The 18,209-nt window shown below is 57.3% G+C and carries 27 protein-coding genes; 25 read left to right on the forward strand and 2 right to left on the reverse strand.

Annotated features, from left to right (window positions below; genetic code table 11):
• The 25 genes from rpmC (at position 1) to glmM (ending at position 16,252) form a co-directional block, all read left to right on the forward strand.
• Positions 1-327, forward strand: coding sequence for a 50S ribosomal protein L29 (gene rpmC, locus HD598_RS11050; protein WP_071894970.1), 327 nt, complete (start codon positions 1-3; stop codon positions 325-327).
• Positions 327-614, forward strand: coding sequence for a 30S ribosomal protein S17 (gene rpsQ, locus HD598_RS11055; RefSeq protein WP_071894971.1), 288 nt, complete (start codon positions 327-329; stop codon positions 612-614). Before rpmC ends, rpsQ begins: the two co-directional genes overlap by 1 nt.
• Before the next feature lie 405 nt (positions 615-1,019).
• Positions 1,020-1,388 carry a 50S ribosomal protein L14 gene (rplN, locus tag HD598_RS11060; protein WP_071894972.1) on the forward strand — a complete coding sequence of 123 codons (369 nt, stop codon included), beginning with the start codon at positions 1,020-1,022 and terminating at the stop codon, positions 1,386-1,388.
• 2 nt (positions 1,389-1,390) lie between these two features.
• Entirely contained in the window at positions 1,391-1,735 is a 345-nt protein-coding gene (rplX, locus tag HD598_RS11065; RefSeq protein ID WP_071894973.1) for a 50S ribosomal protein L24, read from the forward strand.
• On the forward strand, positions 1,735-2,307 hold the full coding sequence (rplE, locus tag HD598_RS11070; RefSeq protein ID WP_071894974.1) for a 50S ribosomal protein L5: 573 nt from the start codon (positions 1,735-1,737) through the stop codon (positions 2,305-2,307). Before rplX ends, rplE begins: the two co-directional genes overlap by 1 nt.
• Positions 2,308-2,367: 60 nt before the next feature.
• Positions 2,368-2,766, forward strand: a complete 399-nt coding sequence (gene rpsH / locus HD598_RS11075; RefSeq protein WP_071894975.1) for a 30S ribosomal protein S8 — start codon at positions 2,368-2,370, stop codon at positions 2,764-2,766.
• Positions 2,767-2,784: 18 nt separating this feature from the next.
• Entirely contained in the window at positions 2,785-3,321 is a 537-nt protein-coding gene (gene rplF / locus HD598_RS11080; RefSeq protein WP_071894976.1) for a 50S ribosomal protein L6, read from the forward strand.
• A 2-nt stretch (positions 3,322-3,323) separates the two neighbouring features.
• Entirely contained in the window at positions 3,324-3,695 is a 372-nt protein-coding gene (gene rplR, locus HD598_RS11085; protein ID WP_071894977.1) for a 50S ribosomal protein L18, read from the forward strand.
• Complete coding sequence (gene rpsE / locus HD598_RS11090) at positions 3,692-4,393, forward strand: 30S ribosomal protein S5 (protein ID WP_071894978.1); 702 nt, start codon at positions 3,692-3,694, stop codon at positions 4,391-4,393. Before rplR ends, rpsE begins: the two co-directional genes overlap by 4 nt.
• On the forward strand, positions 4,394-4,600 hold the full coding sequence (rpmD, locus tag HD598_RS11095) for a 50S ribosomal protein L30 (RefSeq protein ID WP_071894979.1): 207 nt from the start codon (positions 4,394-4,396) through the stop codon (positions 4,598-4,600). It begins immediately after the preceding gene.
• A gap of 2 nt (positions 4,601-4,602) precedes the next feature.
• A complete protein-coding gene (gene rplO / locus HD598_RS11100) occupies positions 4,603-5,055 on the forward strand; it encodes a 50S ribosomal protein L15 (RefSeq protein WP_071894980.1) in 453 nt (150 codons plus the stop codon).
• 259 nt (positions 5,056-5,314) lie between these two features.
• Positions 5,315-6,619 carry a preprotein translocase subunit SecY gene (secY, locus tag HD598_RS11105; RefSeq protein ID WP_071894981.1) on the forward strand — a complete coding sequence of 435 codons (1,305 nt, stop codon included), beginning with the start codon at positions 5,315-5,317 and terminating at the stop codon, positions 6,617-6,619.
• Entirely contained in the window at positions 6,616-7,185 is a 570-nt protein-coding gene (locus tag HD598_RS11110; protein WP_183665901.1) for an adenylate kinase, read from the forward strand. The genes secY and HD598_RS11110 overlap by 4 nt, the downstream gene beginning before the upstream one ends.
• A 16-nt stretch (positions 7,186-7,201) precedes the next feature.
• The gene (gene map / locus HD598_RS11115; protein WP_071894983.1) at positions 7,202-8,032 is read left to right on the forward strand and encodes a type I methionyl aminopeptidase; all 831 of its coding nucleotides are present in this window, start codon (positions 7,202-7,204) and stop codon (positions 8,030-8,032) included.
• Between the two features lie 234 nt (positions 8,033-8,266).
• On the forward strand, positions 8,267-8,488 hold the full coding sequence (gene infA / locus HD598_RS11120) for a translation initiation factor IF-1 (RefSeq protein WP_071894984.1): 222 nt from the start codon (positions 8,267-8,269) through the stop codon (positions 8,486-8,488).
• Positions 8,489-8,515: 27 nt separating this feature from the next.
• Complete coding sequence (gene rpmJ, locus HD598_RS11125; RefSeq protein ID WP_071894985.1) at positions 8,516-8,629, forward strand: 50S ribosomal protein L36; 114 nt, start codon at positions 8,516-8,518, stop codon at positions 8,627-8,629.
• A 181-nt stretch (positions 8,630-8,810) separates the two neighbouring features.
• On the forward strand, positions 8,811-9,185 hold the full coding sequence (gene rpsM / locus HD598_RS11130; RefSeq protein WP_071894986.1) for a 30S ribosomal protein S13: 375 nt from the start codon (positions 8,811-8,813) through the stop codon (positions 9,183-9,185).
• A 40-nt stretch (positions 9,186-9,225) separates the two neighbouring features.
• Positions 9,226-9,627, forward strand: coding sequence for a 30S ribosomal protein S11 (gene rpsK, locus HD598_RS11135; protein WP_071894987.1), 402 nt, complete (start codon positions 9,226-9,228; stop codon positions 9,625-9,627).
• A 191-nt stretch (positions 9,628-9,818) separates the two neighbouring features.
• Positions 9,819-10,817 (forward strand): DNA-directed RNA polymerase subunit alpha, encoded by a 999-nt coding sequence (locus tag HD598_RS11140; RefSeq protein WP_071894988.1) that lies wholly within the window; start codon positions 9,819-9,821, stop codon positions 10,815-10,817.
• Positions 10,818-10,902: 85 nt separating this feature from the next.
• On the forward strand, positions 10,903-11,460 hold the full coding sequence (rplQ, locus tag HD598_RS11145) for a 50S ribosomal protein L17 (protein WP_071894989.1): 558 nt from the start codon (positions 10,903-10,905) through the stop codon (positions 11,458-11,460).
• Positions 11,461-11,638: 178 nt separating this feature from the next.
• The gene (gene truA, locus HD598_RS11150; RefSeq protein ID WP_183666835.1) at positions 11,639-12,487 is read left to right on the forward strand and encodes a tRNA pseudouridine(38-40) synthase TruA; all 849 of its coding nucleotides are present in this window, start codon (positions 11,639-11,641) and stop codon (positions 12,485-12,487) included.
• 268 nt (positions 12,488-12,755) lie between these two features.
• Positions 12,756-13,199, forward strand: a complete 444-nt coding sequence (gene rplM / locus HD598_RS11155) for a 50S ribosomal protein L13 (RefSeq protein ID WP_071895406.1) — start codon at positions 12,756-12,758, stop codon at positions 13,197-13,199.
• Between the two features lie 38 nt (positions 13,200-13,237).
• A complete protein-coding gene (gene rpsI, locus HD598_RS11160) occupies positions 13,238-13,735 on the forward strand; it encodes a 30S ribosomal protein S9 (protein WP_071894991.1) in 498 nt (165 codons plus the stop codon).
• A 148-nt stretch (positions 13,736-13,883) separates the two neighbouring features.
• Positions 13,884-14,867 (forward strand): polyphosphate kinase 2, encoded by a 984-nt coding sequence (ppk2, locus tag HD598_RS11165; RefSeq protein ID WP_183665903.1) that lies wholly within the window; start codon positions 13,884-13,886, stop codon positions 14,865-14,867.
• 38 nt (positions 14,868-14,905) lie between these two features.
• Positions 14,906-16,252, forward strand: coding sequence for a phosphoglucosamine mutase (glmM, locus tag HD598_RS11170; protein WP_071894992.1), 1,347 nt, complete (start codon positions 14,906-14,908; stop codon positions 16,250-16,252).
• Positions 16,253-16,692: 440 nt separating this feature from the next.
• On the opposite strand, the gene mscL is transcribed toward glmM, so the two are convergent.
• Positions 16,693-17,076, reverse strand: a complete 384-nt coding sequence (mscL, locus tag HD598_RS11175; RefSeq protein WP_183665905.1) for a large conductance mechanosensitive channel protein MscL — start codon at positions 17,074-17,076, stop codon at positions 16,693-16,695.
• A gap of 86 nt (positions 17,077-17,162) precedes the next feature.
• Entirely contained in the window at positions 17,163-18,152 is a 990-nt protein-coding gene (gene coaA, locus HD598_RS11180; protein WP_071894995.1) for a type I pantothenate kinase, read from the reverse strand.
• Positions 18,153-18,209 lie beyond the last annotated feature (57 nt).

The raw sequence follows: 18,209 nt of genomic DNA on the forward strand, positions 1-18,209 counted from the left end.
ATGGCTATTGGTACCAAGGATCTTGCCGTAGAGCAGCTGGATCAGTTCGACAACGCTCGTCTTGCAGACGAGTTGAAGAAGGCTAAGGAAGAGTTGTTCAACCTTCGCTTCCAGTCCGCAACGGGTCAGCTTGACTCCAGCGGACGTCTCAAGGCAGTCAAGCGTGACATCGCCCGTATTTACACGGTGTTGCGTGAGCGTGAGCTCGGCCTTCGCGCCGAGGTTGCTGCTCCAGCTGCTGAAGAGAAGGCTGAGAAGAAGGCTAAGAAGTCTTCCAAGAAGGCCGAAGAGACCGCTACCGACGAGGCTACGGAGGAGGCTAAGTAATGAGCGAAATCGAAAATGCAGCAGCTGAACAGGCTGAGCGTAATTCGCGCCGTACCCTTCGTGGTTACGTCGTGTCTGACAAGATGCAGAAGACCATCGTCGTTGACGTTGAGGACCGCAAGAAGCACGCGCTTTACGGCAAGGTTCTCCGCCGCAACAAGAAGGTCAAGGCTCACGATGAGAACAACCAGGCCGGCATTGGCGACTTGGTAGTTATCGCCGAGACCCGTCCGCTGTCTGCTGACAAGCGCTGGCGTCTCGTTGAGATCGTCGAGAAGGCTAAGTAAGCATTCTTTACTCGGCAGGCCCGGTAGGAGAGATCCTGCCGGGCCTGCCGGCGTTTAAGATTGCGTGATTTTTAGAACGACGACGCAGCTTGCGTTGGTTGCCGGCAGTGCGGTTCGGCTTGACAACAGAATTCGCGGAAACTATAGGAATCGGGTAGACTTGAGGTTCTGTGCGTTCCAGGGCGAAAGACTATCCACCTTCCGCCGCGGAACACGCGTGCCAACAGGCGCGCACACGGCATTGGGCCCAGTGCCTCGGCCCTGCTTTTTGGTAACCTCCAGTCCGCCCTTGTGGGGCGTGGCCGGTTGCCCTCCAAAGGCAGGGGTAAGCGAAGCGTCCAATGAGTCCATCATCCGTTCCACAAGGCTCATTTTGAGAACCAGTGAGACGACAGGAGATCACAAGTGATTCAGCAGGAGTCGCGGCTGAAGGTTGCCGATAACACCGGTGCCAAGGAAATCTTGGCTATTCGTGTGCTCGGTGGCTCCAAGCGCCGCTACGCAGGCATTGGTGACGTAATCGTCGCCACCGTCAAGGACGCTATCCCTGGCGGAAACGTTAAGAAGGGCGACGTCGTTAAGGCGGTTGTTGTCCGTACCAAGAAGGAACGCCGCCGTGCGGATGGTTCCTACATCAAGTTCGATGAGAACGCAGCAGTCATCTTGAAGAATGACGGCGAACCTCGTGGCACTCGTATCTTTGGCCCAGTGGGCCGCGAGTTGCGCGATAAGAAGTTCATGAAGATTGTCTCCTTGGCTCCGGAGGTGCTGTAACCATGGGTGCAAAGATCAAAAAAGACGATCTGGTCCAGGTCATCAGCGGCAAGGACAAGGGTAAGACTGGCAAGGTTCTTCGTGTCCTTCCTGAAGGCCAGCGTGTCCTCGTTGAAGGCGTCAACCGCGTGACCAAGCACGTTCGTGCTGGTCAGAACGAGTCCGGCGCAGTTACCGGCGGCATCACGGTTGTTGAGGCTCCGGTCCACGTTTCTAACGTGATGGTCGTAGACCCAGAGACCAAGAAGCCAACCCGCGTTGGATTCCGCGAGGAAGAAGTCGAAAAGAACGGTGTCAAGAAGACCGTTCGCGTTCGCTTCGCCAAGGCTTCCGGAAAGGCACTGTAATGACTGAGACCGCAGTTAAGATTGAGCCACGCCTCAAGGCGAAGTACAAGAGCGAAATCCGTGAGTCCCTCCAGCAGGAGTTCGGCTACGGAAACGTCATGCAGATTCCAGGCCTTGTCAAGGTCGTCGTGAACATGGGTGTTGGAGAAGCCGCTAAGGACTCCAAGCTCATTGAAGGTGCAATTCGTGACCTCACCGCTATCACCGGCCAGAAGCCGATGGTAACGAAGGCTCGCAAGTCCATTGCACAGTTCAAGCTTCGCGAAGGCATGCCAATTGGCGCGCACACCACGCTGCGCGGCGACCGCATGTGGGAATTCGTTGATCGCTTGGTCACCCTCGCATTGCCCCGTATCCGCGACTTCCGCGGCCTCAACGGCAAGCAGTTCGACGGTAACGGCAACTACACCTTTGGTTTGACGGAACAGGTTATGTTCCACGAGATCAACCAGGATCAGGTTGACCGTCCACGCGGTATGGACATCACTTTGGTGACCACCGCCAAGAGCGATGCGGAAGGCTTCGCGCTTCTCAAGGCGCTTGGCTTCCCTTTCAAGTCTGACGAAAACTAAACCAACTACGTCACAGGTCCGGCACGCCGGAAACCATGACGAGGAAGGGCTATAGCCCACATGACTATGACAGATCCTGTCGCAGATATGCTGACGCGTCTGCGCAACGCTAACTCCGCTCACCACGATTCCGTGGCGATGCCATCTTCCAAGCTGAAGGTGCGCGTAGCGGAGATCCTCAAGAACGAGGGTTACATCGCCGATTTCGCTGAAGAAGAGGCAGAGGTTGGCAAGAAGCTGACCATCTCGCTGAAGTTCGGCCCGAACCGTGAGCGCTCCATCGCGGGTGTTCGCCGCATCTCCAAGCCAGGTCTTCGCGTTTACGCAAAGTCCACCAACCTCCCACACGTTTTGGGTGGCCTTGGAATTGCAATCTTGTCCACGTCTTCCGGTCTGTTGACGGACCGCCAGGCTGCAAAGAAGGGCGTGGGTGGGGAAGTCCTCGCCTACGTCTGGTAACGGAAAGGAGAAGAAACCATGTCACGTATTGGACGTCTTCCCATCACCGTTCCCGCCGGCGTTGAAGTTAAGATCGACGGCCCCGTGGTGAACGTCAAGGGATCCAAGGGCGAATTGAGCCACACGGTTCCTTCCGTCATTACGGTTGCTCAGGAGGAGAACACCCTTACTGTTTCTCGTCCGAACGATGAGCGCGATTCCCGTGCATTGCACGGTTTGACCCGTACTTTGATCGCCAACATGATCCAGGGTGTCACCGAGGGCTACTCGAAGGCACTTGAGATCCACGGTACCGGTTACCGTGTTCAGGCCAAGGGCGCAAACCTTGAGTTCGCTCTCGGTTACTCCCACCCGGTCGTTGTCGAGGCGCCAGAAGGCATCTCGTTCACCGTTGAGGGCGCTAACAAGCTCACTGTTTCTGGCATTAGCAAGCAGCAGGTCGGCGAAGTTGCGGCCAACATTCGTAAGCTCCGCAAGCCGGACCCATATAAGGGCAAGGGCATCCGCTACGCGGGCGAGAACATCCGCCGCAAGGTCGGAAAGGCTGGTAAGTAATTATGGCTATCGGAATTCGAGGCAAGTCCAAGGCCGCTGCCCGTGGCCGCCGCCACCTGCGCGTCCGCAAGCGTATTGCCGGCACCAGCGCACGTCCGCGTTTGGTTGTCAACCGCTCTGCACGCCACATCTTCGTCCAGGTTGTCGATGACACCCAGGGCAAGACCGTTGCTTACGCGTCCACCATGGAAGCTGACTTGCGCGGCTTCGAAGGTGACAAGACCGCAAAGGCAAAGCGTGTTGGCGAGCTCGTAGCAGAGCGCGCCAAGGCTGCCGGTGTTGAAGCAGTTGTCTTCGACCGTGGCGGCAACAAGTACCACGGCCGTGTGGCCGCGGTTGCCGACGGAGCACGTGAAGGTGGGTTGGCACTGTGAGCGAAGAGAACAACCAGAAGGATCCCCAGGTGACTGAAAACACCGAGGCAACCGAAGAGACCACCGAGGCTAACGCTCGCGGTGGACGCGGTGACAACCGTGGCCGTGGCGAAGGCCGTGGACGTGGCGAAGGCCGCGGACGTGGAGACCGTCGTGGCAACGATCGCAACGAAGAAAAGGACAAGTTCCTTGAGCGCGTTGTGACCATCAACCGTGTGTCCAAGGTTGTCAAGGGTGGTCGTCGCTTTAGCTTCACCGCTCTCGTAGTTGTCGGTGACGGCAACGGCTTGGTCGGCGTTGGCTACGGCAAGGCTAAGGAAGTTCCAGCAGCAATCGCTAAGGGCGTTGAAGAGGCTAAGAAGTCCTTCTTCCGCGTTCCACGCGTTGGCACCACCATCCCGCACCTCGTGCAGGGTGAAGCCGCTGCAGGCGTTGTCCTCTTGCGTCCGGCTTCGCCGGGTACCGGTGTTATCGCCGGTGGTCCTATCCGCGCCGTCTTGGAATGCGCAGGCATCCACGACGTTCTTTCCAAGTCCATGGGTTCGACCAACCAGATCAACATGGTTCATGGCACCATCGATGCGCTCAAGCGCCTCGAGGAGCCTGCAGCTGTTGCTGCTCGCCGTGGTCTGCCATTGGACGAGGTTGTGCCACACGCAATGTTGCGCACCCTCCAGAACCAGAAGGCAGGGGTCTAAATGGCTAAGAACCTTGTTCCCAGCGAAAAGTCACTGGAAATCACCCAGATCAAGTCCGTCATTGGCGGCAAGCAGAACCAGCGGGACACCCTCCGCTCCCTCGGTCTCAAGCGCATCGGCCACACGGTCGTTCGCAAAGCTGACGCCGTAACGGTGGGCATGGTTAACACGGTTCCGCACCTCGTGAAGGTAGAGGAGGCTGAGTAATCATGGCTGAAGAGAACGCAATCAAGGTCCACGACCTGCGTCCGGCACCCGGCGCGAAGACCGCTAAGACCCGTGTTGGTCGTGGTGAGGCTTCCAAGGGTAAGACCGCTGGTCGCGGTACCAAGGGCACCAAGGCGCGCTACCAGGTCAAGGCCGGCTTCGCCGGTGGCCAGTTGCCGCTGCAGATGCGCTTGCCGAAGCTTCGCGGCTTCAAGAACCCCTTCCGCGTTGAGTTCCAGGTTGTTAACCTGGACCGCATCTCGGAGTTGTTCCCAGAAGGCGGCGAAATCACCGTTGACAAGCTTGTAGCAGCCGGTGCTGTTCGCAAGAACCAGCCTGTAAAGGTGCTTGGCTCTGGCGACATCACGGTCAAGGTGGATGTGAAGGTTGACGCTTTCTCTGCTTCCGCAGCAGAAAAGATTCAGGCAGCCGGCGGATCCATCTCCGAGCTCTAAGTCTCACCTCGAAGTAGTTCGAGAATGAGCAAAGCGTCAGGCCTTTGGTGAGGCGGGTAACCGTCTCGCCAAAGGCCTTTTCGTTTCTCTGTTAGCAAAATTTCTGCACCACCGAGTGCCGTAAGCCTAAGAACTGAACGCAAGGCAGCGTCGTCGTTCCTTATAAGGAACCACCGATTCACCGCACATTCAGTGAGAGCCGATACACTCAACTAGTCATTTCCGACATCTCGGAACCTCATTCTTTTCAGGAGGACGCTTGTTTAGCGCCATTGCCCGGGTATTCCGGACGCCTGACCTGCGCAACAAAGTGCTGTTCACGCTGGGAATCATCGCGATCTATCGCCTCGGGGTTTACATCCCCGCACCAGGAGTGGACTACGGGAATGTGCAGCAGTGTCTCGCTCTCGGTAACACCACCGGCGGCTTGTACCAGTTCGTGAACCTCTTCAGTGGTGGCGCGCTCCTCCAGGTTTCCATCTTCGCGATGGGCATCATGCCGTACATCACCGCCTCCATCATTGTGCAGCTGCTTCGCGTGGTGATCCCACGCTTTGAGGAACTGCATAAGGAAGGCCAGTCCGGCCAGTCCAAGCTCACGCAGTACACGCGCTACCTGACGATCGCTCTGGGTCTATTGCAGGCCACCACGCTCGTATCGCTCGCACGTTCAGGCTCGCTCTTTGCAGGCTGCCAGTATCCGATCGTCCCGAACGATGACCTCATCCACGTTCTGCTGATGATCATCGCGCTCACCGCGGGCACCTCCCTCATCATGTGGCTGGGCGAACTGGTGACCGAACGTGGCGTCGGCAACGGCATGTCTATCCTGATCTTCGTCTCGATCGCTTCCGGCTTCCCAGCATCCATGGGCGCCATCGCCACTTCGCAGGGCTGGGGCGTGTTTGCCCTCGTCATCCTGATCGGTTTGGTCATCCTTGGTCTGGTGGTCTTCGTGGAGCAGTCGCAGCGCCGTGTTCCGGTGCAGTATGCCAAGCGAATGATTGGACGTCGTACCGTGGGTGGCACCTCCACCTACATTCCCATCAAGGTGAACATGGCAGGCGTGATCCCCGTGATCTTCGCAAGCTCCATGTTGGCGCTTCCGGGAACCCTGGTCCAGTTCAACATGCGTCCGGACGGGACGCTGCCCGATTGGGCGCTCTGGGTACAGACGCACCTGACCGGCACCTCGCCGCTCTACATGACCATCTACGTACTGCTTACGTTGTTCTTTACGTACTTCTATGTCTCGATTACTTTCAATCCTGATGAAGTCTCGGACAATATGAAGAAGTACGGAGGCTTTATCCCTGGAATTCGTGCCGGCCGACCCACTGCGGAATACCTGCAGTACGTCTTGAGCCGAATCACCTTCGCCGGTGCTATTTACCTGGCGTTCGTGGCGCTGATTCCACTCGTGGCGTTCGTGATGATCGGCGCCAACCAGAACTTCCCGTTTGGTGGAACCTCAATCCTCATCATGGTGGGTGTGGGACTTGAGACCGTCAAACAAATCAATGCCCAAATGCAACAGCGACACTACGAAGGACTCTTGCGATGACTCGACTCTTGATCATTGGCCCTCCAGGTTCCGGCAAAGGCACCCAGGCTGCTCGTATCTCCGAGCGCTTGGGCGTGGTAGCAATCTCCACGGGAGATATTTTCCGTGCCAACGTCAAGGAAATGACCCCGCTTGGCGTAGAGGCCAAGAAGTACATCGACAACGGTGACTTTGTTCCTGACTCCGTCACGAACAACATGGTTCGCGATCGCTTGCACCAAGAGGACGTCATCGACGGCTTCCTGCTGGACGGATACCCGCGTACCGCTCCACAGGTGATCGCCCTCGACGAGATCCTCGCCGAGAAGGACGCCAAGCTCGACGCCGTGCTCTTGCTGACCGCAAACGATGACGAACTGGTTGAGCGCTTGCTCAAGCGCGCAGAGATCGAAGGCCGCCAGGATGACAACGCAGACGTGATTCGTCACCGTCTCTCCCTCTACCACCAAGAGACCCAAGTGGTTATCGATCAGTACCAGGACCGCGGAATCGTTCGCGAAGTCGACGGCCTGGGCGAAATCGACGAAGTGACCGAGCGCGTGCTCGCTGCTCTCGGCGCAGAATAGTTAGAAGAAGGAATTCATGGCATTCGGCCAACCCAAGATTGAGTACAAGAGCAACGCCGATATTTTGCGCATGCGCAAAGCGGGTCTTGTTCTTGCAGAAGCGCTGGACGAAACGGTAGCTGCGGCTGCCGTGGGCGTCACCACGAAGGAACTCGACAACGTATTTGCGGGCGTTTTGGCCCGTCATGACGCGAAGAGCAACTTCTTGGGGTACTTCGACTTTCCGGCCACCATCTGCGCGTCAGTCAATGAAGAGGTTGTCCACGGGATCCCCGGATCTCGCGTCTTGAAAGACGGAGACGTTCTCAAGATTGATGGCGGCGCCATTGTTGAGGGTTGGCACGCCGATTCCGCTCGTACGGTGATTGTGGGGGAGAACGTTGATCCAGCGGATCAGCGCCTCTCTGACATCACCGAAGAAGCTATGTGGGCCGGTATCGCCGCTCTTGCAAAGGCTCGCTACGTGGGCGAAATCGGCGAAGCGATTGATGACTACGTGTCTGCCGCCGAAGGGGCGCCTCTGGGCATCCTCGAGGATTACGTGGGACACGGCATCGGTTCCGCTATGCACCAAGCCCCGGATGTTCTGAACTACCGCTCCGGCCACCGCGGCCCACGCGTTAAGCCTGGACTGTGCTTGGCCATTGAACCCATGTTGGTTCGCGGCAGCATCGAAACCACGGTGCTGGCCGATGAGTGGACGGTTGTCACCAATGACAAGTCCCGCGCATCCCAGTGGGAGCACACGGTTGCTGTTCACATGAGCGGCATCTGGGTACTCACGGCACATGATGGGGGAGCGGAGCGTCTCGCCAAATACGGCGTGACACCAACTCCTCTGAGCTAAGAGCCAGAATTTCTCACCGAATTACACCCCAGCAAACCGGCCTGCATGTATCATGCGCAGGCCGGTTTGCTTATGTACCACACAAGTGAGTAAACTAGATCTTCGGTTGTCTCTACCTGTGTGCCTAATTTCCAATGAATTGAATGCATTGGTACTCGGGTGCACGTAGTGAAGCCGATTCTATTCATCACAACTTACCTACCGGGTGAGTTGTGCCCAAGGTTAGCGGAGGATATGGCCAAAAAAGAAGGTGTGATTGAAGTAGAGGGCACCGTCACTGAGGCGTTGCCTAATGCGATGTTCCGTGTGAAGTTGCAAAACGAACACGTGGTTCTCGCGACTATTTCGGGAAAGATGCGTCAGCACTACATTCGTATCCTCCCTGAGGACCGCGTTGTGGTTGAGCTCAGCCCCTACGATCTCAACCGCGGCCGCATCGTTTACCGCTACAAGTAAAAACCGCAACCGCAAAGGACAAATACCGTGAAGGTAAATCCGAGCGTGAAGCCGATCTGCGATAAGTGCAAAGTGATCCGCCGTAATGGCCGGGTCATGGTGATCTGCGAGAACCCACGCCACAAGCAGCGCCAGGGCTAAATTCCTGTACTAAGGAACGAATTCCCAGCAATGGGAAATCTGGCCTGCGCGTAGTTACACAACATAAAGGCAATCCAGCATCTCTCAAGGATGTGCACCCCCGGTACGGAGGCCGGGGACTTACGGAAACGTGAGGCCGGATTGCTGCAGACCTCCGCGAATAAAGAAAGAGTGAACCTATATGGCTCGTCTCGCTGGCGTAGACATCCCGCGCGAAAAGCGCGTGATCATTGCGCTCACCTACATCTACGGCGTGGGCAAGACCCGTGCAGAACAGACAATCGCTGAGACCGGAATTAACCCGGACACTCGCGTCAAGGATCTTTCTGACGCAGATCTCGTCCAGCTCCGCGATTACATCGAAGGCAACTTCAAGGTTGAAGGCGATCTCCGCCGTGAAGTGGCAGCGGATATCCGCCGCAAGGTAGAGATCGGCTCCTACGAGGGCCTCCGCCACCGTAAGGGCCTCCCGGTCCGCGGTCAGCGTACCAAGACCAACGCGCGTACCCGTAAGGGACCGAAGCGCACCGTTGCCGGTAAGAAGAAGGCCCGCTAGAAATAGCGGCACTTAAGCCAAAGATTTCGTAGGAGAAGAAATGCCCCCAAAGACTCGTGGCGCGGTTCGCAAGCCGCGTCGTAAGGATAAAAAGAACGTTGCCGTGGGCCAGGCCCACATCAAGAGCACGTTCAACAACACCATCGTTTCCATCACGGACCCAACCGGTGCTGTGATCTCGTGGGCTTCCGCCGGCGAGGTTGGATTCAAGGGTTCCCGTAAGTCCACCCCATACGCTGCCCAGATGGCTGCTGAGTCTGCTGCAAAGCGCGCTCAGGAACACGGCATGCGCAAGGTTGACGTATTCGTGAAGGGCCCGGGCTCGGGACGCGAAACCGCGATCCGTTCGTTGCAGGCTGCTGGCCTTGAGGTTGGATCCATTTCGGATGTTTCCCCGAGCGCTCACAACGGCTGCCGCCCTCCAAAGCGTCGCCGCGTCTAATTAGCTGATGCACTCGAGCCGCAGGCTCACCCAGCTGGCGTTCTTGATTTGACTAGGTCAATCAGGAAAGCTGGTCAAGTGACCTGCGGCATTCGGGAGCCAGCCTCGAAGAGACGCAGGCCGCACGGCAGACGTCATTTCCAACCAAATGTGATGCGTCATATAGCGGATGCTCGCGAAAGGAAATAAAAGTGCTTATTGCACAGCGCCCAACCCTTACTGAAGAAAAGATCTCCGAGACTCGCTCTCGGTTTACGATCGAACCGCTTGAACCCGGCTTCGGCTACACCATTGGCAACTCCCTGCGCCGTACGTTGCTCTCATCCATCCCAGGTGCCGCTGTAACCAGCGTGCGCATTGACGGTGTGTTGCACGAGTTCACCACGGTTCCGGGTGTCAAGGAAGATGTCACCGAACTGATCTTGAACATCAAGAATCTTGCTGTCTCTTCGGAGCATGACGAGCCTGTTGTTGCGTACTTGCGCAAGCAGACCTCGGGCGAGGTTACGGCAGCGGACATCACGCCGCCGGCTGGTGTTGAGTTCCACAACACGGACTTGCACATTGCCACGTTGAATGGCAGCGGCAAGTTTGACATGGAACTGACGATCGAGCGTGGCCGCGGCTACGTTTCGGCCTCCCAGAACAAGAGTGCAGACGCAGAGATCGGCCGTATTCCGGTTGACTCGATTTACTCGCCTGTTCTCAAGGTGACGTTCAACGTGGAAGCTACTCGTGTTGAGCAGCGTACTGACTTCGACAAGTTGGTTCTTGACGTCGAGACCAAGGATTCCATGTCGCCTCGCGACGCAGTGGCATCCGCTGGTTCCACCTTGGTGGAGCTGTTCGGTCTTGCTCACGAGCTCAACACCGAAGCCGAAGGCATCGATTTGGGCCCCAGCACGTCTGAGGGTGGCGACGCCATCAAGTACAACATGCCAATCGAAGAGCTTGAGCTCACGGTTCGTTCGTACAACTGCCTGAAGCGTGAAGGAATTCACACGGTAGGCGAGCTGGTTGCACGTTCCGAAGCTGACCTGATGGATATCCGCAATTTTGGTGCGAAGTCCATTGACGAGGTCAAGGCGAAGCTCGTAGACCTGGGAATGGCTCTCAAGGATTCCCCTCCAGGTTTCGATCTCGCTGCTCGTGCCGCTATGGACGACGAAGACTACGACGACGAATTCTAAGAGCTCGCTCTAGAACCGTCGCAAAACATCAAAATTGTGCCTCGAGCCCTAACGGGTATCGCGGCTCCCCACTAGGAGAACTTCAATGCCTACCCCTACTAAGGGCCCACGCCTCGGCGGTTCACCGGCCCACGAGCGTTTGATGCTCGCGAACTTGTCCGCTCAGCTGTTTGAGCACAAGTCCATTACCACCACGGTGACCAAGGCAAAGCGTCTTCGTCCTTTCGCAGAGCGTCTCATCACGTTCGCGAAGCGCGGCGACCTCGCTTCCCGTCGTCAGGTGCAGTCCGTGATTGCTCCTCGCAGCCGTACCAACAAGGGCATCGTTTACGAATTGTTCGAAAACATTGCTCCTGTCATGGCTAACCGCGATGGTGGCTACACCCGCATCACGAAGATCGGCAACCGTAAGGGCGACAACGCTCCTATGGCAGTCATCGAGCTCGTGATGGATCCTCTTTCTCCAAAGCAGGCAGTTGTTGCGGAAGCCGAGAAGGCTGCCGAAGTTGCTGCTCCAGTTGAGGTTGAAGAGACCACGGCACCTGCAGAGGTCACCGAAGCTCCAGCAGAAGAAACCACTGAGGCTCCTGCCGCAGAGGCTTCTGCAGAGGTTGCAGACGAGAAGGCTGAAGAAGCCAAGTAGTCTTCACTTCGAAGCTGACGAAGTTGCCCGTTACCGTTTTGGTAGCGGGCAACTTCCGTTTTAAGCCTCACGTTGAGATTCGAGCGCGGTGGGGGAGCTGCGCTGTTAAGATTGCGTGGTGATAGATGAAGGTTGGCTGGCTAGCGATGGGTCGGCGGCGTCGCCCGCTACAGAGCGTATGTTGGTTCGTTTGGCGTATGACGGCGCGGCTTTCTTCGGGTGGGCCATTCAGCCGGGCATGAAGACCGTTCAGGGTGATCTAGAAGAAGCGCTCTCGATGATCGTGCGGCGCCCGATACGCACGGTGGTTGCCGGCCGCACGGACGCCGGAGTTCACGCTCGTGGCCAGGTGGTCCACTTTGATCTGACGCCCGCGGAAATCGCGGCACTGAACCGCGGTAAGGACATCACCGCGGAGTACGCACTCACGCGCCGCCTGAACGGAATCTTGAAGCGTTCCTCAAGCGGCGCCGTCGTCATTCACGAATCTCGCAAGGCCCCGCGCGGTTTTGACGCCCGCTTTTCCGCACTATGGCGTCGCTACAGCTACCGTATTGCCGATTCCACCGTGGATCTTGACCCACTGGCACGCCACTACACGCACAATGTGGGAACCGAACTGGATGTTGACCTGTTGAACCATGAAGCCCAGAGCGTTCTGGGTCATCATGACTTCCTCAGCTTCTGCAAACCTCGCGAGAGAGCGACCACGTTGCGCACGCTGCAGGACTTTCGGTTCGTGCGCGGTAGCGATGGGTACCTCACGGTCCACCTCCAGGCCGATGCTTTCTGTCACAACATGGTGCGCACGCTGATTGGGACCGCGCTCATGGTGGGGGAGGGCAAGGAACCGGTGGGATGGCTGGCTCATCGCCTTGAAGCGCAGGTCAGAGACTCAAAGACGAAGCTCGCACCGCCGCACCCGCTTGTACTTGAGCAGGTCCAATACCCGGTTGATGAAGAGCTGGAAGCGCGCGCCAACCAAACCCGCGCTAAGCGTGCACCGCTAGGAAACGTCGAAGCATAACCGAGGTTTGGTGGACGTGCCAGTCCTTTGGTAAGATTGATAGCTGTTGTGCTTGTCCTATGCCTAACACAACTTGCTTCGCGTGACGACTCAGTTGCAGAGTCCTGGTCTTCGAGGCTTGAGGCAGCGTTTAGGACGACCGGTTCGCTTAATCCTCACACGGGCAAACTGGTCAGTGCGCAGACACCACAGTGCAATTCGTTCGCGATTCTCACGCCGTCGATCGAAGTAGCGCTTGACCAGACACTAAGAAATGAAGGCAATTACCGTGCGTACGTACACACCGAAGCCAGGCGATGCAGATCGTCAGTGGCACGTCATTGACGCCACCGACGTCGTGCTCGGCCGCCTCGCAAGCCAGACCGCAACCTTGCTGCGCGGAAAGCACAAGCCAACCTTTGCTCCGAACGCTGATATGGGTGACTTCGTCATCATCATCAACGCCGAGAAGGTAGCACTTACCGGTGCAAAGCTTGAGCAGAAGCGCGCTTACCGTCACTCGGGTTACCCGGGCGGCCTCAAGTCCGTTAACTACGCGGAGCTCTTGGAAAAGAACCCTGTGCTTGCAGTCCAGAAGGCTGTCAAGGGCATGCTTCCTAAGAACTCCCTCGCTGCAGATCAGCTCACGAAGCTGAAGGTTTACCGTGGTGCAGAGCACCCGCACGCCGCGCAGCAGCCAAAGTCGTTCGAAATCACCCAGGTCTCTCAGTAGTCCTGGGCCACCAGAAAACCATTTTCTAAGGAGAAACAGTGGCTCAGAATACTGAAGAGCTCAATGAATTTGAGGACGCTCCAGCGTCCTACACGTCGGAATCCGCTCCGGCTGACGAGACCGCCAAGGCTGACCGCCCAGCTCTCACCGTTGCCGGTGCAGCTGTTGGTCGCCGTAAGGAAGCTGTAGCTCGCGTTCGCGTTGTTCCAGGTTCCGGCTCGTGGCTCATCAACGGTCGCGAACTCGCCAACTACTTCCCAAACAAGTTGCACCAGCAGGAAGTCAACGAGCCATTCAAGCTTCTTGAGCTTGAAGGTGCTTACGACGTGATTGCTCGCATTCACGGCGGTGGCGCTTCCGGCCAAGCCGGTGCACTTCGCTTGGGTGTTGCTCGCGCTCTCAACGAGATCGACCGCGACAACAACCGCCCAGCTTTGAAGAAGGCTGGCTTCTTGACCCGTGACGCTCGCGTGATCGAACGCAAGAAGGCCGGTCTCAAGAAGGCTCGCAAGGCACCTCAGTACTCCAAGCGTTAATATTCGCTTACGACGCCGCAGCTGGCGTCTCGAAAGAACCTCACCTTCGGGTGGGGTTCTTTTGTTTTCTCCGGTTTAGAATGCAATCAGCTCAGGCTTGAGCGTTCAGGATAAGGCGCATTCAGTGCGCACACGGAGGGATCCTCGAATGACCGCAGATCAACCAAACGGCCAGCAACCCCACGTCTTGCAAGAGGCCGGTGGCAAGGAGCCGCGGGTGTCCGTGACGGTGGACTATTCGGCGGAGCTGGATGAGATTCACGAGCTCAACCGGAAGAACGGTCTCAAGAGCGTCCCGAAGCTGAATCCCGACGCGTGGCGACACAACTATCCGTATGACACCAAGCTTTCGCGGCGGTCCTACGAGCGGGAGAAACGCAAGCTGCAGATCGAACTGCTCAAGCTGCAACTGTGGGTGAAAGAGTCCGGCGAGAAGGTGCTCATCATCTTTGAAGGCCGTGACGCGGCCGGCAAGGGTGGCGCCATCAAACGCTTCAACGAGCACCTGAATCCGCGCGGTGCCCGCATTGTGGCTTTGGAGAAGCCCACGGATGAAGAGCGGACGCAGTGGTATTTCCAGCGTTACATCAAGCACCTGCCCTCTGGTGGGGAGATCGTGATGATGGACCGTTCCTGGTACAACCGTGCCGGTGTTGAGCGGGTCATGGGCTACTGCACGCCGCAAGAATACTTGGAGTTCATGCGGGAAGCGCCGCTCTTGGAACGGATGCTGGTCAATTCCGGGATTCATCTCGTGAAGTTCTGGTTCTCGGTGGGTCGTGAAGAACAGCTATCCCGGTTTGCGAGTCGCGAGACGGACCCGGTGAGGCAGTGGAAGCTCTCGCCCACTGACCTCGCGTCCTTAGACAAGTGGGACGACTACACCGAAGCCAAAGAGGCGATGTTCTTCTACACGGATACCGCGGACGCCCCGTGGACCGTAGTGAAGTCCAATGACAAGAAGCGTGCTCGTCTAGAAGCCATGCGCCACGTGCTCCACATCGTCGATTACCCCAACAAGGACGCGCGTTTGGTGCGCGCTCCCGACCCGCTGATTGTGGGTCCGGCTTCACGAGTATTTGAAGAAGGCGAATCTGGCGGCGCAATTTTCCCTGTTGTTAACCCTTCCTAACGGATATATGTGGGTCTCGGGCATAAGATGGGGAAGCAATGACTAGGTTATTTGGCACGGATGGTGTCCGTGGAAAAGCGAACGAACTGATCACCCCTGAATTGGCGATGCAGCTGGCGCAAGCCGCCGCCGTCGTATTGGGCTTCAACGAAAGCGAACCGGGCCGCCGCCCTGTGGCTGTCGTAGCGAAGGACCCGCGCATTTCGGGTGGGTTTATCTCGGCTGCCATTGAAGCGGGACTTTCCTCGAGCGGCATCGAGGTTCAGGATGCCGGCACGTTGCCAACCCCCGCCGCGGCGTACCTCGTGGCTGATCTTGGCGCAGATTTTGGTGTCATGATCTCTGCCTCGCACAACCCGGCACCGGATAACGGCATCAAGTTCTTGGCCCGCGGTGGCGAGAAGCTGACGGATGCGCAAGAAGACGCCATTGAAGCGCAGCTGAACGTTGCCCCGTTGCGTCCCGTTGGTGCTGAAGTGGGCACTGTGGCCCGTTTCGCTGATGCAGAGGACCGCTACGTAGTTCACCTGCTGCAGTCCATGCCAAGCCGCCTTGACGGCATCAAGGTGGTTCTGGATTGCGCGCACGGCGCAGCCTCTGGTTGCTCCCCAGAAGCGTTCAAAGCAGCCGGCGCAGACGTCATGGTGATCGGTGCAGAACCGGACGGCCTCAACATCAACGAAGGCTACGGATCTACCCACCTCGAAAAGCTTCAGGAAGCAGTGGTGTCCTTTGGTGCGGATCTCGGCATCGCGCACGACGGTGACGCCGACCGCTGCCTCGCCGTGGATCACGAAGGCAATGTTGTCAACGGTGATCAGATCATGGCAATTTTGGCTATCGCAGCCAAGGAAGCCGGAAAGCTCAAGGACGACACGCTCGTGGCCACTGTCATGAGCAACCTGGGCCTCAAGATCGCCATGAAGAACAACGGCATCAATGTCGTAGAAACCGGCGTGGGGGACCGTTACGTGCTGGAAGCTATGCGCGCCAATGGCTACAACCTCGGCGGCGAACAGTCCGGACACGTCATCATGGCGGACCACGCCACCACCGGAGACGGCGTTCTTACGGGCCTCCACCTGGCAGCTCGTGTGGCGGTTACCGGATCAACGTTGAAGGACCTTGCCGGCGTCGTGAACGTCCTCCCGCAGGTGCTGATCAACGTCAAGGGTGTCGACAAAGCTCAAGTGACGGCTAACGAGGGCGTTCAGCGCGCGATCGCGGTTGCGGAGGCAGAGCTGGGGGACACCGGACGTGTGTTGCTCCGTCCTTCCGGAACCGAACCTGTTGTCCGCGTCATGGTGGAAGCCTCTACTGAAGAGCACGCTCGCGAGGTCTGCACCAAGCTCGCGTCTGTCGTCAGCGAAGAGCTCGCCCTCTAATCTAAGAAGAATTTGCTTCGGGAAACCGTTCACTCGTGCTTTTAGCATCGAGTGGACGGTTTTTCTTTGTGCTGAACCCCTCGTCCAGGTTAGATCCAATCCGAGCGGCCACAAAGCTACAACCTCCCAAACATCCATAGCCACCCCACCCCATGCGCGGCCACTTTGCTACAAGTTCTTCGCGTTTCCTAGCTGCAAAGTGTTCTCACAGGGGAGCGGCTTGTAGAGAAGTGGCCTCACAGGGCGCGAGATGAGGTCGAGAAAGGGTACAGAGAGTTTCGGCTACCTGCAATTCAGCACGACGACGTTGGGCTCGGTCAGTCTGTAGCCACAGTTGCGTGGTTGGAAGGGGCGGGCGTGAAGAATTGGGTCCAAAGACGTGGGCACAAAAAAATGGCTCCGAACCCGGAGGTTCGGAGCCATTCGAAACTAACTAGTGACTAGTTGATGCGACCCTTGAGGGAATCGCGGATTTCGGTAAGAAGAACGGTGTTTGGGTCTGCAGCTGCTTCTTCTGGCGTGATGCCAAGACGAGCGTTGCGACGCTCGATCATCTTGTTCATTGGAAGAACGATGACGAAGTAGATTGCGAGAGCGATGAGCAAGAAGTTGACCACTGCGGTCAAGAATGCGCCGATCTGAACCTGGCCGAAGACCAAGAACTGATCGAAGTTAGGCGAGCCCACCAGCATGCTGATGAGCGGCATGATGATTTTGTCGACGAGTGAGGTCACTACGGCGCCGAAAGCGCCACCCATAACCACGGCAACGGCCAAATCTACGACGTTGCCTTTCATGATGAAGTCTTTAAATCCCTGAAGCATGTTCCCAATGTAACAGATAGGTCACGAAAGTGGAAAAGCTTACACTATATGCTTTTTGTGCGATAAGTCATATCTATAACTTGGGGCTAAATCTTTCTTAACAACATGCGATGCACAGCGTGTTGCGCGTTCTTGGTTAGAACCAGTGTGGCTCGGCCACGAGTAGGCAAGACGTTTTCCCTCAGGTTCGGCTCGTTGATGCGCTTCCAAATGTCGGCCGCAGTCTCAAAAGCTTCGGCATCGGTGAACGTGGAGTAACGGTGGAAATAGGATGCGGGATCGGCGAATGCTCCTTGGCGAAGCTTCATGAAACGGTCGATGTACCAGTTTTCGATGTCCTGGGTGCGCGCGTCCACGTAGATAGAGAAGTCGAAGAAGTCGGAAAGACCCAGTCCGGCGGTTCCATCACCGCGCGTCCTGGCCGGCGCGAGAACATTGAGGCCCTCCACGATTAGGACATCGGGGCGGCGAACGACAACCTGCTTGCCCGGAACGATGTCATAGGAGAGGTGTGAGTACCAAGGTGCGGTTACTTCTTCTGCCCCAGATTTCACGTCGGCAACAAATTTCAGAAGACGACGGCGATCGTAGGATTCCGGGAATCCCTTGCGGTTCATGATGCCGCGTTCTTGGAGGACGGCATTGGGGTACAAAAATCCATCCGTGGTGATGAGCTCTACATTCGGAGTTCCGGGCCAGCGGCGAAGAAGCTCTTGCAAAACGCGCGACGTCGTGGACTTTCCTACTGCCACGGAACCAGCAACACCAATAACGTACGGGGTGCGTCTGGTCGATTCACCGAGGAAGGTGTTTGTTGCCCGATGTAGATGCCCGGCGGCCGCTACGTACAGATTAAGAAGTCTGGAGAGTGGGAGATAGACCTCGCGGATCTCAGCGAGGTTTAGTTCTTCGCCGAGACCGGATAGCCGCTGAACGTCATTGTCGTTTAGGGGTTGTTCGAGCTGGTCGGACAGGCGCGCCCACGTTTCACGATCCAATTCCACAAACGGTGACAAGCTACCGCCGCTGCTACCTTGTGGAGCGCGGCGAGTTGGCACGGTGGGGAATTCACTCATTCGGGCAATTGTGCCGAGTTTTCGCGGCTGGTGCCACTTGAGGCGGTGAGTCGGGTC

The sequence above is a fragment of the Neomicrococcus aestuarii genome, from assembly GCF_014201135.1.
GTDB lineage: Bacteria > Actinomycetota > Actinomycetes > Actinomycetales > Micrococcaceae > Neomicrococcus > Neomicrococcus aestuarii.

What these genes read in the sequence shown, in the direction of transcription:
- rpmC (WP_071894970.1), top strand. Translation starts at nt 1, where the DNA reads ATGGCTATTGGTACCAAGGATCTTGCCGTAGAGCAGCTGGATCAGTTC.
- rpsQ (WP_071894971.1), top strand. Translation starts at nt 327, where the DNA reads ATGAGCGAAATCGAAAATGCAGCAGCTGAACAGGCTGAGCGTAATTCG.
- rplX (WP_071894973.1), top strand. Translation starts at nt 1,391, where the DNA reads ATGGGTGCAAAGATCAAAAAAGACGATCTGGTCCAGGTCATCAGCGGC.
- rplE (WP_071894974.1), top strand. Translation starts at nt 1,735, where the DNA reads ATGACTGAGACCGCAGTTAAGATTGAGCCACGCCTCAAGGCGAAGTAC.
- rpsH (WP_071894975.1), top strand. Translation starts at nt 2,368, where the DNA reads ATGACTATGACAGATCCTGTCGCAGATATGCTGACGCGTCTGCGCAAC.
- rplF (WP_071894976.1), top strand. Translation starts at nt 2,785, where the DNA reads ATGTCACGTATTGGACGTCTTCCCATCACCGTTCCCGCCGGCGTTGAA.
- rplR (WP_071894977.1), top strand. Translation starts at nt 3,324, where the DNA reads ATGGCTATCGGAATTCGAGGCAAGTCCAAGGCCGCTGCCCGTGGCCGC.
- rpmD (WP_071894979.1), top strand. Translation starts at nt 4,394, where the DNA reads ATGGCTAAGAACCTTGTTCCCAGCGAAAAGTCACTGGAAATCACCCAG.
- rplO (WP_071894980.1), top strand. Translation starts at nt 4,603, where the DNA reads ATGGCTGAAGAGAACGCAATCAAGGTCCACGACCTGCGTCCGGCACCC.
- HD598_RS11110 (WP_183665901.1), top strand. Translation starts at nt 6,616, where the DNA reads ATGACTCGACTCTTGATCATTGGCCCTCCAGGTTCCGGCAAAGGCACC.
- map (WP_071894983.1), top strand. Translation starts at nt 7,202, where the DNA reads ATGGCATTCGGCCAACCCAAGATTGAGTACAAGAGCAACGCCGATATT.
- infA (WP_071894984.1), top strand. Translation starts at nt 8,267, where the DNA reads ATGGCCAAAAAAGAAGGTGTGATTGAAGTAGAGGGCACCGTCACTGAG.
- rpsM (WP_071894986.1), top strand. Translation starts at nt 8,811, where the DNA reads ATGGCTCGTCTCGCTGGCGTAGACATCCCGCGCGAAAAGCGCGTGATC.
- rpsK (WP_071894987.1), top strand. Translation starts at nt 9,226, where the DNA reads ATGCCCCCAAAGACTCGTGGCGCGGTTCGCAAGCCGCGTCGTAAGGAT.
- rplQ (WP_071894989.1), top strand. Translation starts at nt 10,903, where the DNA reads ATGCCTACCCCTACTAAGGGCCCACGCCTCGGCGGTTCACCGGCCCAC.
- truA (WP_183666835.1), top strand. Translation starts at nt 11,639, where the DNA reads ATGTTGGTTCGTTTGGCGTATGACGGCGCGGCTTTCTTCGGGTGGGCC.
- ppk2 (WP_183665903.1), top strand. Translation starts at nt 13,884, where the DNA reads ATGACCGCAGATCAACCAAACGGCCAGCAACCCCACGTCTTGCAAGAG.
- glmM (WP_071894992.1), top strand. Translation starts at nt 14,906, where the DNA reads ATGACTAGGTTATTTGGCACGGATGGTGTCCGTGGAAAAGCGAACGAA.
- mscL (WP_183665905.1), bottom strand. Translation starts at nt 17,076, where the DNA reads ATGCTTCAGGGATTTAAAGACTTCATCATGAAAGGCAACGTCGTAGAT.
- coaA (WP_071894995.1), bottom strand. Translation starts at nt 18,152, where the DNA reads ATGAGTGAATTCCCCACCGTGCCAACTCGCCGCGCTCCACAAGGTAGC.